Here is a 15,634-nt window from a genome sequence, read left to right as displayed (position 1 = left end):
TATACTTTTTTATGAGAATGTTTTATTTATGAGTTTATGACGAATTTTGTAACCGTAGCTACATTTACGTATCCGTATGAATATGCGATTTTGCGTATTGTTTTGGATCAGAGAGGAATTAAATATGTCTTTGAAAATGAATTGATGTTGAGTGTATTTCCTTTCTATTCGAACGCAATTGGCGGTATTTCGTTGAAAGTTCATAAAAACGACGTTGACCTTACCAAACAGATTTTAATCGATTTTGATACCAAGCAATCGCATTTGAGGATTGTGTAGGTTTTCGGACTTTAATTGAATAATTAAAGTATTAAAAGATTTTTTAGATAGCTGTTGTTAAAATTCGAAATCTATTGAATCTTTTTGCTTTTCTTCTTCCGTTCTTTTATCAATGTAATTTATACTTTTAAAGTGACGATTTCAGGTTTGAAACGTCTTTGCGAACGTTTTAGAAAAACGTGTGACAATCTGTTTCTTTAAAAAAATCTAGTACTCTAAAAAACAGATTGCCACGACTTTGTCTCGCAATGATACATCATAGATTTTATCTTACTTCATCGCAAAAAAACGTTTCGTACACTTTCTTTATTCTAAATTTTAAATACCTTGAGAAGTTTCAGACGAAACGAAATCATCATCTGCGTTTTTTCTGCATAGTTCGACTTCGTTCAATGTTCCTCTAGAAAAAATGAAAGCACAACAATCATCTAAAAATAGATCGATTCTTCAGAAATGTTATAAACATTTATAATATATATATTTCTTTCTTTTATAAATTTAAAAAAAATAATGATGGTTATTATAGCTTGTGAATAGTTAGCAAAACTTTTAAAGATTTTTATAGGATTTGTTTCTTATCGAATTTGATGAACATTTTATGAAAAAGATAACTGCTTCAATCTAAGATTGGTTAGCTAGGTTATCAACAGTTATTAACAACCTTTATACACAGGTTTTTTTTGATAAAAAGTTGATGAATTATTGTTAATAATCAAGAAAACGACTTTTGATAAGTTTTCTAAAAAGAAGTGCTAAAAAAGTTGTGAAGCTTTGAATTTTATGCATATTGTAAAATATTCTGAAGGCACAAAATTTTGTTCTTACTTTTTGAGCACTAAATATCAACAATGTATGTTATCTTATAATAATCTCATTGTTAAGCTATTGTGAAATGAAATTAACATTGAGTTTTTTCGGTTGTTCAAAAGTCTATTCATACCTTTGTTTTCAACAAACACAACAACTTATTTTATGAAAAATATAGCTATCGGGAACGACCACGCCGGAACCGATTATAAAAATGCAATTACTGCACATTTGGAAGCGAAAGGTTACACGATTCAAAATTACGGAACCAACTCAGATGATAGTGTCGATTATCCAGATTTTATTCATCCAGTTGCTACTGATGTGGAAAGCGGAAAAGTTCCGTTTGGAATTATTATCTGCGGAAGCGGAAATGGTGCTGCCATGACTGCAAATAAACATCAAAAGGTACGAGCTGCACTTTGTTGGACCAAAGAGATTGTAGCACTTGCCAGACAACATAATGATGCGAATATTTTGAGTATTCCTGCGCGTTTTACGTCATTGCCACAAGCCATTGCGATGGTTGATACGTTTTTGGAAACTGAATTTGAAGGCGGAAGACACCAGCGTAGAGTAGCGAAAATTGCTTGTAGTTAATTTTATAGTAATTAGAAATATAAACGCCGGCTGTAATAAGCTGGCGTTTTTTGTTATAATATTTTTGGATCAACTCCATGCATTACTTGAAATTTGTACCAAGATTTCATGAGTTTGATGAGTTCTTTGATCGGAATGATAACTGTTGGATATTTTGACACCAAGCTTGGCGGAAATGCTATTAAATGTACGTTGTCTTCAATGATTTCTACATATGCGTCACCTTGTGCAAAACCGAAAGATTCATGTTTTGTGTGTTCACTCCAGATTAATTCTCCTTTGGCAAATTTTTCTAGATTTTCAATTTGTTCTAAAGCAAAATAGTCTTTGTCAACGAGAAAATAGTGGAGTAGAATGTCTTCTTTGTACAACGTATCTGGCGTGATGACACCTTCTTTTGTTATTTTGAAATTGACACGTTTTTTCATTTTTATTAATTTACGTTGTAAGCATTTTTTGCTTCCTGAACTTCTTCTTTGAAACCATTAATATTGGGAGAAAATTTTTTGAGTAAACTTTCTAATGTTATAACGAATACTTTGCTTTGTAATTTATAAGATACACTTTCAAAACGTGAGCAAATCCATTCAATAGATAACAAATCTAATTGCTGTAAAGTTTTAATAGTAAGTGTCATATCTTTTTGTAATAATTCTTCTATTTCATCTAATAAAACTGTTGTTTTCGGATCGTTTACATGCGTATTCTCCATGTAGGCGACATGTTCTTTTATTTTTTTGGTGAGCCAATTCATTTTTCTGTTGCATTTATTAATCAAAGTCTTCACAGATTTCTAAACCTTGAAGAAATTCTGTTAGAGAAGCTGCTAGTTTGTGCATTTCTCCATCAGAATAATAGACATAAATACTTCCATAGTCTTCTTTATGAAGTGATAGTGATAAACCACCAGTTCTAGTTCTACCAATGGAAACATGATTTTCAGGATAGTCTTCTAGATAGCCTATTAGATTGGCTTTTTCAAAGATATAATGTCCATATTTTATGGGCAATGTACTAAAAAAGTTGATTTCATCTTCCCAAGTATCTGGTAAAAAATAGTAATCTTCTAAAGGATTGATACCATTGAATTTTAGCATATGATTTTTGTAATCTTCTGGTAATTTGATGCTGTAATCCGTTTCTAGTTGTTCAATTTCTTTGAGAGTGATTGCTTTTTCACCTTTTTGTTTGCATTTAATCATATATTTTATTGATTTATTCTTCTTCCCAAATTTTATCTTGATAATCCCAATCGAGACCTGAATGATCTTCTAGAATAATTTTTTCAATTCCTTTTTTGAAGTTGGTTGTAAACTTTGCTGGAAATTCTCCTATGAGATGAATAGCGCCCGTTTTGTCACATTCTACGGTATATGGAAAGTGTGCATTTTGATAGAATCCAACAGGAAATGTAAGTACATTGCCTTCCAATGAAGGTTTTTGTAAATAGGATTTTATTTTCAATCTTTTTCTTGGTACTGCTTTGAGATTGAGCGTTCCTGTAAAGGTATTGTTAGGATCATTTGTTTCTACTAATAGATCGCCATATTCGTATAGAAATTCTTTTAGAAAGTCTGGTAATTCATGGAATCCATTGATTTTATCATATTTCTTTTTGAGATTTCTTCCTTCATACCAACCTGCTTTTCGAAATTGTTCCTGGACTTCTTTTTTGAATTTCATGGGTTGTTTGCTTCTTCTTTATATTCAAAAGTAGCAATAAATTTTACGTTTTTGGTTTCTTTGATCGTTCCTGGATATTTAAAATTATAAAGGAGAATGATACTGTTGTATGCTTTCCAATCGAGTTCTGGAATTTCTTTAATAAAAGATTCAACATAAGAGAAGTCTTTAAAAATTGCTTCTTTGGAGGTTTTGTTTGTGTAAAAATCTACCTCTTGAAAGTCGTGATCGATGTATTCAATTTGAAAAGCTTCCATAAACTCAGAAGAAACCTCAGCATCTTCGTCATAGTGTTCTTCTAGAAATGAATTTAATCGTTTTTGTGAAGAAAATTTTCCTAAAAAAAGCGTTACTTTTTGTGGGTTTTCCATGAGTTAGATTTTGAATGTATGAAGATAGTATTTAAATGGAAAACGCCAACTTTTTAGTGTTGGCGTGGTTTTGAGTTTTATATAGGATTGCCTTCTTCGTCCCAAGCACCTCCTAAATCAGGATCCATAATATTGTTGTGCATAAAATATTCTTCTTCCAATTGTCCATTTTCATAGTATAATCGTACCCAACCTTCTTGGTATCCATCTTGAAATTCTTTTTCAAGAGACAACCATCCAGCATCTTCATAGGTTAAACAAATTCCTGTGAATGGTTTTCCTTGGTAATGTAATATTTCGGTTCCACCTCCATCTAATCCAACTAAATCTAAATCTTCTGCTTTTATTCTTAATGTTTTCATATTTTTAATTTATGAAAATTTACAATTAAAATGGAAAACGCCAACTTTTTAGGGTTGGCGTTGTTTTTATGAGTTATTTTATTCATCTATTTCAAGACTTTCAATAAATTCTTCAAAAGAATTGGTAATTTTAAATGGTTCTGAACCGTCAAAATTAAAAATATAAACTTCTCCAAAGTTTTCTTTCTTCATTGAAAAAGCATAAATACTTGCTCCTCCTGTACTAGCAAAAGGGAAATAGGTTTTAGGTAAAGCATCTTCTCTGTGTAAATAGGAAATCGTATTTTCTAGTGAATTTTTACCATATTTGAGAGGAAAAAATACAGATACTCCAGATGCTATGTTACCATCCCAAAAAATATTTTCTATGGGAACTCCTCCATTATTTTCTGTTAAAAAGGATTTATAACTATTAATTAGTTTAAAACCATATTCTTTTTCAAAAGAATTTATTTCGTTAAGGGTAACTTTTTTTTCTTGTAATTCTAATGTTATTTTTTTCATAATTTTTCAGAAAGATAGCTAAAAGAGAACACCCACAATCTTTAATCTAAATTTTGATAAAAGCTACTTTTCGAATTTCTTTTTGTGATACCATTTTCACGCATCTGATATATGATATCACCATTAAAGCTGAAGAAATAATCTTCTTCTGGATAGATTTCATTTACAATTTTATCATGAAGGCTTAGAATCAATTTATTTCTCTCTTGCGGATCAGTTTCTTTTTTCAATATATCAAAATCAATAAAAGAAGCAGTTCCTAAATCAAATTCAATAGTATAGTCTTCAAAGATGCTGTCTACATAAGACCTATCAGTTGTGTGTATGTCAGATATTAATAATATTTTATTTTTATGTTTTTCTTGAAATTCTTTGAATTGTTTTTTTTCTACAATCTTTTTTTTGAATCGTATGTTGTATGTGAGTGACATTTATTTTTCTTTTCAAATTTCATTAGTAGCTTTGAAGATCAATTTCGCTACAATTTACAATTAAAATAGAAACGCCAACTTTTTAGGGTTGGCGTGGTTTTGAATTTCATGAATTTTTTTTAAATTAACTATTTAGTAATTATAATATTTAGCTACAAGACCATTTATAAATTCTGTAAAAGAAGAGGCTAAATCTACTCGTTCTCCGTCTGGGTAGAATGCATAGATAGCTCCATGGTTTTCTCCTAGCATGGGGAATTCAGCTTACTTTAATCGTAATCTTCTAAACCTTCTATAAATTCTGTAAAAGAATCTGCCACCTTTTCTGGATCAGTATAACTAAATTGGATGTAGATATTACCATAATCATTGTCTGATAAGGACATAGCTATAATACCCCCGAAAAAGCCTCCTATATTAACAGCCTTTGGCAAAAAATCATAGATTTCAGTTAGACTAATTGCTATTTCAAGTCTATGAATTTTTTTCAAAACCAACTCGCCTTCCTCACTAACATAATTGGGATACCAAAGATTTCCTTCTTTTATTTGAATTCCTCCATTATAATCCTTCATAAACTGTCTATAATCTTCTGGTAAACGTTTTCCTAGAGTATTTTCAAATTCTTGTAAATCTTCTTCAGTTACTTGTGTACTTGATTTTTTAAATAATCTCATAATTAATTTAATTCAATAATTTCTAATAATTGTCTTATTTGTTTGTCACTACCCATATGTGCAAAAGTTGCCTCGTGAATTTTAGTAACAACTAATTGGAATCTACTCTTTAAGTCTATACTAAGATCGTCTAAATGATGCCAAGTAATATCGATATATTTATAAATTTTATTCCCTAGAATAGGGTCTATCCCCATCTCTATCCAACAGTTGGTAAAGTCAGCACCTCTTACACTAGTAACATTAGCCCTTACTTCTCCCTTAAACTGTTTTACTTTTTGTATAAAATTATTAATCTGTCCATCGGTAATACCATTATCATAAAGATCAATATAATTCCCAGTTCCTAATTTCCCATCTGTTAAAAACATTCTATCACCCAGCACATTAAGTTCTGGAGCTATTTCCGCACCTCCTTTCGCTGTAGGGATATCAATATTTACGCCAGCCTCTCTTAATTTTTTTTCTATTTTTGCTTTGCTATTAGGAGTCTTTTTATATCCTCTATTTTTTGATCTCCCTGTGTTTATGGCATTATTAGTTTTATTAATTAGTTTTTGCTGTTCTGATGGGTTTAATTTAAGGAAGTAAATAATTTTTTCCAAGTCTATTGTACTTCCTCGCACAATAGTAACTCCTGTTTTTTTATTTATTAATTCTACATTAGTACCTTTTGTTGTTTTTCTAGTTACTAAATTATTATCATCAAGAAACTTTTTATTCTTAGCTACTAATTTTTTTAGTGATTTTTCTTTAACTAAGTCATCCAAATGCTTAGGAAGTGCTTTATCTTTTGGCAAATCTGAATACTTTGCTTGTGCAGCATCTTCGTATTTTTTGGTGTATTTACCTATGTTTACATCACTGATGTTTTTTTCTAAAATATTACCTCTATGATCCAATAAGTCTATTTTTCCAGGACGTGTAGGTCTCATAAAAAAACACCCTAAGATAAGCGATGTTTCTTTTTTATATACAATTTTTAAGCCATATTTTTTAAGCCATGCAACTGTTGCCTGCTTTTTCCTTTTTTTAGCTCCCCATAATAGCAAGAGCTTTTGTATAAACGTTCTCATACTCTTATGCTTTTATGGGACAAATTCGTATAAGATCATCTATCACTTCCGTAGGAGCATATCCAGCACGTTGCAATTGTACTTTTACTAACGGATTGTGTTTAAAAGCTTTATCAAAGGCTTCTTCTGCCAATTGCCTAGCAGTAGTGAGTAAGCTTTTTAAGAATGCTAATAATTCATCTAATAGTTTAGGTACATTTAGTTTTCGCATGCGCTTAAAGAGCAAACTCATTCCTTTTACCAAGGTTTTAGGGCTGGTAATAGTAAATTTGGCAGCTTTACCTGAAGCAATTAAGATGCTTTTAAAGGAATCTACTGTTACTTTGACTGCTTTTACCACATTTGCAGTTCCCATAGTAGCCATGGTAGTAAGTACTTCTTCTACCACAAAACCAATAGCGTAACCCATACCGTAGCCTATGGCATCACTATGTGTTTTTACATAACTTCCTGCTTCTGTAGTTTTGGTCATAATGGTACTAGGACTGGTAAGAAAATCTCTAACAAGTCCTGGTGCTTCTATAAAAAAACTAGCTATAGCAGCTAAGTTTTTAACAGAGAAGAGACTTATAAAGGCTTCAATGCCATTTTCCAGTAACTCTATGACCATACTTATATAACCAGATTTACGCTCAGATTTTGTTTCCGATGCTTTATATAGGTAATATGGTAAATTCATGATGTGTCCAATAAGGGTTAAAATACCACCTACGGCAGCCGATAAACTGTTGAGTAATCCGATGAGTAAGGCATTCGCAAATAAGAATATCTCTTTTGAAGTGATGATTTTGATAACGGTATCGTATACATCTCTCATTTTTTCAATCACATCAAAAAGAATTTTGAGTTTTTTCTTTAAATACCTTCGAATGCTTCTTATGGGTACGATGTCAAGAAACTCATCAATTCTATCTTCAATCCCTGCTAGTTTAGATTTAAAGTTTTCACTGTTTTTTTCTATATTTTCATGTATAACATCAGCAATCTCTAAAAAATGTAAGAATCCAGGGATAATCGGTTCAAAGTTTTTACTGGGTTTTCCTTCTTCGTCAAAATAACGCCATCGCTTTTCATCAAATCTAAGGTTTTCGGAAATTGCTTCTCCAATATAAATTAGTGGGTCGCCTTGAGTTACTTTAAAAAATTTGGCTGTGAGTTTAGCTACAAAATCTACTGCCTGTCCTAAGTAGTAAAAGAACCCTTTTTCTTGATTTGTTTGTTTAGCTTCCAAATGACCTTTACATACTTTTTTTATTTGTTCAGGCTCAGTATCAACCTTAAACACATTTGCCAAATTTGCTGTTGCTGTATAAGGCATTTGCGATAGTGAATTGATATTTTTTCCTGAAAGTACTCTAGCTACCGATCCAAAAATATTGTAACTGTCATCTTTTTCTAGAAAGAAAATAATTTCATTATCCTTTACGTCATCAATAGACAAGTGAGCTCCTTCTAGCTTTGCTCCATCTTTTGAAAAGAAAAAAATTAAAGATATTTCAGGATTATTTAATAATTCTTTTAATTTTTCATCTTTTAAGGTAAATAGTTTTGGTCTTGTACTTTTAGCTACAATTACTGATTCTACACCTCCATAAGAAGCGAAATTATGTTTGATGTAGTGTCTTCCTTCGTACGAATGAATAGTGACATTCGTTGCATCTTGGTAATAATCAGGTTCTACCGAATCAGTATAAACAGGAATATTAGTAAGCGTATTATCATTTGTAATTGTAACGTGATTATTAGGAATTAAATAATCTTCCATTAAGCTTGCGTTTACTCTTTTTCTGTTTTCAAGATCGTATGAAAACGTATTTTCACCTGTATGACTTACTTCTATATATGAAAATATAGAGAACGCTTCTGGGGTAGATTGATCTTCTTGTTCACTTCCATCCTTGTCAATAAAGACTAAGCGATCGTTAAATACAGTTATGTTAGGTGCAGGCTGATATTTTTTATTGAATTTTGTAATTCCATATTCGTATGCATGCATAATTATTATTTTAAAATGTTAATACTTAGATTTTCGTCAAATTTTGACATTAGAAAAGCTGTCCCGAAACTTGTCCGGGACTACTTTTTCTATTAAAATCTGTGGTATGTTATTGTTATTGTACGGTTGTATTGCCTACAACATCGCTACCGATACCGCTTTCCGTTCCGCCAATGAGTTCATCATTTTGAACTATTGGATTGTCTGAAATTGGGTTTCCATCAGCATCTAATACTGGATTTCCATCCGTGTCAAATCGTAACCAATCGTCACATTTGTCATTACATGGCAATCCTTCTACGTTGAGTCCGATAGCACCAGCTTGAATCACTGTTAATGAAGTTGGAACACGTGTTTCCCATGTTTCTTCTACTTCACTTTCTGGATTACGTAATTCTTCAACAATAGATACAAATTCGTCGTCGTCAAGCGTTGGAACTTGACCGCCATTCCAAACTTGTCCTGTTGCCATATACCAGTTGACCATTTCTTCAAATCCTGGACGAACGGTAATAATTACACGTGCCATTCCGCTTTGTAAGAAGGCTTTGAATAATGGATCGTCGTTAGGAATTTGATATAATTCTCCCCATTTTTCTTTGTTTGCCCAATAAAAAGGATAGAAATAGTAACTCATAATATCCCATTCAAAGGCTTGCTCAAAGAATTTTACTTTGGCCGCATAATCATCTAAAGCTGGATTTGAGTATTTAGGAACAATTGCCGAAACAGATGTTCTGTTGTCCACCATATTTTTACCTAAATTTTCATGACCAATTAAATAAGAGATACAATTTTTGCGTAAAACCGTTTTTTCAATTTCTCTGTAGAATCCAGGATTTACTTTAAAGGTTTCTACTTGCTGATTTTGTTGTTCAGCATATTTTTCTTCGTAGATTGTCAAGCGGTTTTCGTAGGCTTCAATGATACTATTGAAGGTTTGCAATTGCCAAGCTTCTCTTGTGCGATCTTTTAACTCACAATACATTACAATATTGAAAGTTAAGATATTGATGTTGTTGGCTGTTAAGGTAAAATTGAGGTTTTCAGAAACATCAATATTTTCAATGGTTTGAAGTGTTTCTCCCCAAGTTAGTGTTGAAGGTACACCACTTACACTTTTGTTAGCCACATGGAATGCTATTTCTCCAGCTCTGTTACTACCTTCTCTGTTGTATGAAACGTGAGCTTCAACTTTGGTACATTTGTATCCTTCAGGAATTTCGATTCCGCCTCTTTTTAATCCAGATTCTATATTGAAATCTTCCCCTGTATAAGCACGACCTGTAAAGTGCTCACGCCCTTGTGGATTGATTTCTTCTATATAACTTTTTGTGATTTTCATAGCTTCTTCAGGTGCAGCTTCCACCTCAGCGTTGTAAATGGCTGCCCAATGTGCATAGGTATCTTTTGTTACTTTGGTGAAGTCAGCCATATTTTGTACAGTTGCTTTTCTTGGATCTAATGGTCGTACCAATTGATTTTCATCGGAATTCGTTAACTTGATCGCTACATCATGAAAAGAAGCTGGTTCCGGAATCATGAATTCATACATTAAACGTTTTCCGTAGTTTAGAATTTTGTTTTCATATACTTTGTCAACCCAACGATAGACTCCAGAAACATGTTTGTCACCTTTTCGGTTATCAAATCCGTGAGAAGAACTTTCTTCGTATTCTTCAATAATTTTTGAAACACGTTCTTCACGAATTTTTTGTACTACTTTATCCAAGGCTCTTTCTGTAATTTCTTTGGCATGAGTAATAGCTTGATTTTCGGAAACTTCAGAAGATGTATTTGTTGAAAAACTTGCACTTGCGTTTCCACCTAGATTTCCTCCAGGAGATTTCCAATTAACCCCAACACTAGCATTGAAAGATTGATCTTGTGAATTGATGGAAGCAATTTCTTGATTCATTTCAAAACGATCAGTCGAAGTTGTTTCTGTAAGGTTTTCACGTTCTGTTTCATTAGAGAAAGTATCAGTAGTTTCCTGACGACGTGTGCGTTTTACATCTTTCGATTTGTATTCACGCGCCATGATATTTTCAATATGAGACACTTCTCCAGGAACGTAGCAACATACTTCTTGTTCTACTTTTCGGTAATCGGCAATTCCTAAACGTTGAATTCCGAAAGCAACAGGAGCTTCGTTTACAGGTGTGCTAGCCGCAGGTTGTAATTCTCCTAAGTAGCATTTTTTTGTAAAATCTTCTATTGATAATTCATATAGTTCCCCATTGGAGAATTCAATAAGCATATCAAGATTAATAGGCTGACTTAAATAGATTCCGTCATAACATACAGCTAATGAAATGCTTGTACCTGAGCCATATTCTACAAAATCTGTAAATGTATTGACTCCAGCATCTGTTGTTACGCTTACGATATCATAGGAAGCATTTGGAACATTGATTGATAATAAGATGTTATATAAGGAAGAACCTACTTTACGTCTTGGACATAAACTGTATGAAAATGGAATGATGTTCGGATTTGTAGCTACAGGAACAGGAACACCACCAGGAATTAAAACTTGTGAAGTTTCAAAATCTACATTGTCAAAAGTTGTTGCTGTATTGGTTGCTATTTCGTTGTCAAGTATGCTTGTAACTTCTTCAAGCGTTGTTGCACCAGCTGAAGTCTCAACATCTGTAATATAATTTACAGTTTCTTGACTTACTCTTGCAGCTAATAATGATTTGTCTAAATCGTCTGTAGGTGTAAATTGATAAGTTGGAAGCACTAAATTTTCATACTCAATTACAACAGTAGTTTCTCCTGAATCTGGATCAGTGACCACACGCTCTACAATTGTTGCTGCATCGTACGCTGCTTTTACAGATTGATTGTATGTTTTTTGATATGCATCTTTGGCATTTTGATTTTCTCTAGATAATTGCTTTTTGAACTTTGAAACTTCTTTTGCAATTTTTTGTAATTCATCTGTGTTAAGTTTTGCCTTTACTGCATCCATTTGTTTTTTGAAATGTTTTTCGGCAACTTTTAACTTTCTTGGTCCTTCTGTAGCAACTTCATTAGTGAATAAGTTTTTATCAATCACTACTCTTGCTTGTGCAATTTTTTGCAAGTTTTCGGCAGTGCGTTCAACTAAATCACGTTTTGTTAAAAAACAATCGGCAACAATCCATGATAAAAGTAAGTCTCTTATGTAAGAATCGCCATTTGTTAAGATATTGTAATGTAAGTCGTCCCAAACTTGTACCATTGAAGGATACGTACTTTGAGGAGCATAAAATGCATCAACTCTTTCGGTAATTTCTTCTAAAGTGAATTTTGTTCTATTTTTTGTCAGCCAAATAGCAAAGTAATAAAAGTAGATATTTTCATTTTCTAAATCTTTTTTAGAAGAAAAATTAGGTGTGTAGTTTGCAATTGCTGTTTCAATCGCTGTTTTTTTAGCTTCAGGAGTTGTAGCTTGTGATGCAGGTGTAATAAAGGCGCTTGTTTCATCTTCAGGAAAATTTGCAAATCCTAAAACTTTTTCTTGTCCTCCAATAAGTTCTGGAGCACGCATTGTAACAAATCTGTACAATGTATTTTTGATGTTTTGTTTCATCTTATAAATTTTTAATCGTTTAAGTGTATTTGAATAAACTGTTTCCGCTTTTCTAATGACAGTATTCGACTTTTGTACGATTAAAAACTAATTTTCCTTTTCACTTTATATTCAAACATTTGATTGAATATTTTTAGAATATGTGTCTAAAAATCCTTTTTTCAAGCTATTATTACTATATTTCGTAGCTTTGTGAATAAATTTGAATACAAATATACAACATATTACAATATTATAAAAACATATTACGTTTATTTTTGTAAAATGTTTGAATTTGTATTTTTAATGAATTGATTTTTTAAGATTTATGTTAACAGTAGAAGTAAAGTCGTTTGACGCGTTTACCATTGATGAATTATACGATGTATTACAACTGAGAAGTGAAGTTTTTGTTGTGGAGCAAGATTGCGTATATCAAGATATTGACGGAAAAGATAGAAAAGCATTGCATGTAATTGGTCGTGATGATAATGGAAAGATTGTAGCGTATACACGACTTTTTAATGTTAGAGATTATTTTGAAAAAGCCAGTATTGGTAGGGTAGTGGTTTCTGAAAGTGCACGCGCTTTTGGGTATGGTCATGTACTAATGAAAGCTTCTATCGCTGCAATTGAGCAACATTATGATACTAAAGATATTAAAATTTCTGCGCAAACATATTTGAAAAATTTCTATAATTCACATGGTTTTCAACAAATTGGAGACGAATATCTTGAAGATGGAATTCCACATATTGCCATGATACGAAATGAGTAAATTTATGAAAATATCTTGTCAACGATGCAATCCGAAGGAGGCATTTCATGTTCCTATTTTTTCTGAGAAAGAAAAGCAAAAATTACAACATTTAAATAGATCTTCACCTTTGTATGCAGTGAGAGAAATAAAGAACTCGTACAATATTTCACATAGAGACGCTAAGTTTATTGTAAGTCATTTGAATAAGCAATATGATACATGTCATCGTTGTGAAAAACCACTTAACGGACATGAATATACTATTTGTGTAGCTTGTAATTCGTTAAATTTTAATTGGAATGTTTAAATTCTTAATTTAAAATAGCTTCATATTTACTTTTGTTAGCCAATAAATTAGTTGCTGCTTTGATAGCTTCATCATTTGTTAATTGATATTGATACAAGCCTTCACGATAAAAATAACGCTTTAAAATTTCGTTTTGAAGTTCTATTTCAATTTGCTTTTTATATGTGTCTAAAGCGTCTAATTTGCTTTGCTTGATAGCAGCCAATAAGTCAGTGTATTCTTTTGAAACATTTTCGCCAAAATCTTCTGCTTCTTTCGTTGCCATGATTTTTTTGAGTTCTTTTTCAGTATCTGTTTCGTAGTAATCCATTCCGCTTTCAATGATATTTTGCTTGAATGCGGCATAGTTAGCATCGTTAAAAGAGAACTCATTTATAGTAGCAAAAGAATTTTTGTTGTAAAACTCCGTAGCATAATCAAAAATAACTAAGTTTCCGATTAATGATCTTGTGAAATCGCTAGTTTTTTGAGAAGCAATGACAATATCAGGATTAATTCCGCCACCATCATATACTGTTCTTCCTTTTTTTGTTTTAAAAGCATTGTAATCGCGTTCATTGGTACGCACTGCGTTTCCGTTTTCATCTCTATTCCAATAGTCTAATGCTTGAATACAACGTCCTGAAGGCGTGTAATATCTTGAAATGGTTACTTTTAATTGTGTTCCATACGTCAACTTTTTAGGTTGTTGTACCAATCCTTTTCCAAAACTACGTGCGCCAATTACAACGGCTCTGTCTAAATCTTGTAGTGCTCCCGAAACAATTTCGCTTGCAGAGGCGCTTCTACCGTTTACCAATACAACTAATGGAATTTCGGTATCAACAGGTTTTTTACGGGTTTTGTAGGTTCTGTTGTATTTTTTTACTTTCGATTTTGTCGTCACAATGACTTCGCCTTTTGGTACAAATAAGTTCACAATTGCAATAGATTCTCTTAGCAATCCACCAGGATTTCCACGTAAGTCAAGTACAATGCGTTCTGCACCATCTTCTTTTAATTTTTCTAAAGCATCTTTGGTTTGTGCACTTGCTTTTTTGTTGAATTTTGCTAGCACAATGTATCCCGTTTTATCATCAATCATTTTGTAAAAAGGAACGGCATCTACTTCAATTTTAGTTCGCGTTAGCTCAGTCGTATATTCTTTTCCTTGGCGTTTGTATACGATGTTCACTTTGCTATTGGCAGCACCTTTTAGGAGTTCGCCTGTATCTTCTTTAAAATTGGCAACAACAATGTCACCGATTTTTAAAATTTCGTCACCAGCTTTCAATCCGGCTTTATCGGCAGGATATCCTTTATAAGGCTCAATGATGGTAATTTTATTTTTATTTCTACGTACAGAAGCGCCAATTCCTGAGTATTCTCCAGCATTTCTAATTTTTGCAGCCTCCACATCTTGTTCGTTGTAGAACTTGGTATATGGATCGAGATCGTTTAGCATTTCTTTGATCGCATCGTCCATCAATTCCGCAGGATTTGTTTCATCTACATAATTCATATTTAATTGCTTAAACATGGTGGTAAATATTTCAATTTGCTTCGCGATTTCAAAAAAGTCACTTTTAAAACTTACGGATCCAAATAAAAATATAATAGCTAATGCAGGAACTACAATTCGTTTTTTAAATAATTTTCTCATCTTTTTATTTCATTAATAGCTAGTAAGATAGCTTTTGTATCATTCTTTTTCGGGTGCATCAATTGTGTTGGTTTTTTCTAGAAATTTTTGCAACAATCGAATCATTGACTTTTCTATTTCTTCAAAAGTCGGTTCTTTTTTTCCAATATACAAAAACATAAAAGCATAGGATGTTGATATTGTGTTAAAAACGTCATTTTTGTGCAAACGGTAGGCTTCACGCATGAGTCTTTTGATACGATTGCGTGTTACGGCTTTTTTAAAACGTCTTTTTGTGACAGAAACTCCAGCTTGAATTTGGACATCTTTTGGTAAATCAGTCGCAATATAAACAAGTCTTAGCGGAAATTTTGACACAGCGCCTCCTTCGCTGAAAAGCAAGTCTAGGCACTTTTTACTTTTTAATTTTTCTTCTTTTGGAAAACGATAATTCATAAATAGTTATTGACTCGATTATCGAGATTTAAATATGTAAACACTTATATCAAATTTCTTGTTTGTCCGTTTTAAACACTTCAATAATTTGCTTCCAAGTAGTTGATTGGGTAAAAATAGAAAATAAGATTGTATTTACTATCTT

17 protein-coding genes are annotated in these 15,634 nt (G+C 32.2%); 3 read left to right on the top strand and 14 right to left on the bottom strand.

What is annotated here, in order from left to right; all coding sequences use genetic code 11:
* Positions 1-36: 36 nt before the first annotated feature.
* Positions 37-279 carry a hypothetical protein gene (locus tag KAOT1_RS15820; RefSeq protein WP_007095869.1) on the top strand — a complete coding sequence of 81 codons (243 nt, stop codon included), beginning with the start codon at positions 37-39 and terminating at the stop codon, positions 277-279.
* Positions 280-1,251: 972 nt separating this feature from the next.
* Entirely contained in the window at positions 1,252-1,686 is a 435-nt protein-coding gene (gene rpiB, locus KAOT1_RS15815) for a ribose 5-phosphate isomerase B (protein WP_007095868.1), read from the top strand.
* A gap of 53 nt (positions 1,687-1,739) precedes the next feature.
* Here rpiB and KAOT1_RS15810 read toward each other — a convergent pair whose 3' ends face one another.
* From KAOT1_RS15810 to KAOT1_RS22565, 12 genes are all read right to left on the bottom strand, one after another.
* A complete protein-coding gene (locus KAOT1_RS15810; RefSeq protein WP_007095867.1) occupies positions 1,740-2,114 on the bottom strand; it encodes a hypothetical protein in 375 nt (124 codons plus the stop codon).
* 5 nt (positions 2,115-2,119) lie between these two features.
* Positions 2,120-2,440 (bottom strand): hypothetical protein, encoded by a 321-nt coding sequence (locus KAOT1_RS15805; protein ID WP_007095866.1) that lies wholly within the window; start codon positions 2,438-2,440, stop codon positions 2,120-2,122.
* 16 nt (positions 2,441-2,456) lie between these two features.
* Complete coding sequence (locus KAOT1_RS22085; RefSeq protein WP_007095865.1) at positions 2,457-2,888, bottom strand: SMI1/KNR4 family protein; 432 nt, start codon at positions 2,886-2,888, stop codon at positions 2,457-2,459.
* A gap of 13 nt (positions 2,889-2,901) precedes the next feature.
* A complete protein-coding gene (locus KAOT1_RS15795) occupies positions 2,902-3,369 on the bottom strand; it encodes an SUKH-3 domain-containing protein (RefSeq protein ID WP_007095864.1) in 468 nt (155 codons plus the stop codon).
* A complete protein-coding gene (locus KAOT1_RS15790) occupies positions 3,366-3,740 on the bottom strand; it encodes an immunity 22 family protein (RefSeq protein ID WP_007095863.1) in 375 nt (124 codons plus the stop codon). Before KAOT1_RS15790 ends, KAOT1_RS15795 begins: the two co-directional genes overlap by 4 nt.
* Before the next feature lie 77 nt (positions 3,741-3,817).
* Positions 3,818-4,102 carry a toxin-antitoxin system YwqK family antitoxin gene (locus KAOT1_RS15785; protein WP_007095862.1) on the bottom strand — a complete coding sequence of 95 codons (285 nt, stop codon included), beginning with the start codon at positions 4,100-4,102 and terminating at the stop codon, positions 3,818-3,820.
* Positions 4,103-4,180: 78 nt separating this feature from the next.
* The gene (locus KAOT1_RS15780) at positions 4,181-4,606 is read right to left on the bottom strand and encodes an SMI1/KNR4 family protein (protein ID WP_007095861.1); all 426 of its coding nucleotides are present in this window, start codon (positions 4,604-4,606) and stop codon (positions 4,181-4,183) included.
* 41 nt (positions 4,607-4,647) lie between these two features.
* Positions 4,648-5,037, bottom strand: a complete 390-nt coding sequence (locus KAOT1_RS15775; RefSeq protein WP_007095860.1) for a hypothetical protein — start codon at positions 5,035-5,037, stop codon at positions 4,648-4,650.
* A 269-nt stretch (positions 5,038-5,306) separates the two neighbouring features.
* Positions 5,307-5,714 carry an SMI1/KNR4 family protein gene (locus KAOT1_RS15770; RefSeq protein ID WP_007095859.1) on the bottom strand — a complete coding sequence of 136 codons (408 nt, stop codon included), beginning with the start codon at positions 5,712-5,714 and terminating at the stop codon, positions 5,307-5,309.
* A gap of 2 nt (positions 5,715-5,716) precedes the next feature.
* Positions 5,717-6,790: an HNH endonuclease gene (locus tag KAOT1_RS15765; protein WP_007095858.1), complete on the bottom strand. Its 1,074-nt coding sequence runs from the start codon at positions 6,788-6,790 to the stop codon at positions 5,717-5,719.
* A 4-nt stretch (positions 6,791-6,794) separates the two neighbouring features.
* Positions 6,795-8,786 (bottom strand): hypothetical protein, encoded by a 1,992-nt coding sequence (locus tag KAOT1_RS15760; protein ID WP_007095857.1) that lies wholly within the window; start codon positions 8,784-8,786, stop codon positions 6,795-6,797.
* 115 nt (positions 8,787-8,901) lie between these two features.
* On the bottom strand, positions 8,902-12,366 hold the full coding sequence (locus tag KAOT1_RS22565) for a hypothetical protein (RefSeq protein ID WP_007095856.1): 3,465 nt from the start codon (positions 12,364-12,366) through the stop codon (positions 8,902-8,904).
* 307 nt (positions 12,367-12,673) lie between these two features.
* On the opposite strand from KAOT1_RS22565, the gene KAOT1_RS15750 reads away from it, so the two are divergent.
* Positions 12,674-13,123, top strand: a complete 450-nt coding sequence (locus KAOT1_RS15750) for a GNAT family N-acetyltransferase (protein WP_007095855.1) — start codon at positions 12,674-12,676, stop codon at positions 13,121-13,123.
* A gap of 293 nt (positions 13,124-13,416) precedes the next feature.
* Here the strand turns inward: KAOT1_RS15750 and KAOT1_RS15740 are convergent, their stop codons facing one another.
* Together KAOT1_RS15740 and rnpA are read right to left on the bottom strand one after the other, a co-directional pair.
* Positions 13,417-15,054 (bottom strand): S41 family peptidase, encoded by a 1,638-nt coding sequence (locus KAOT1_RS15740; RefSeq protein ID WP_007095853.1) that lies wholly within the window; start codon positions 15,052-15,054, stop codon positions 13,417-13,419.
* 39 nt (positions 15,055-15,093) lie between these two features.
* Positions 15,094-15,489 carry a ribonuclease P protein component gene (rnpA, locus tag KAOT1_RS15735; protein ID WP_007095852.1) on the bottom strand — a complete coding sequence of 132 codons (396 nt, stop codon included), beginning with the start codon at positions 15,487-15,489 and terminating at the stop codon, positions 15,094-15,096.
* Positions 15,490-15,634 lie beyond the last annotated feature (145 nt).

It is taken from the genome of Kordia algicida OT-1 (assembly GCF_000154725.1).
Classification (GTDB): Bacteria; Bacteroidota; Bacteroidia; order Flavobacteriales; family Flavobacteriaceae; genus Kordia; species Kordia algicida.
Note: the sequence above shows the minus strand (reverse complement) of the source record. Positions and strands in the feature narration are given on the sequence as shown.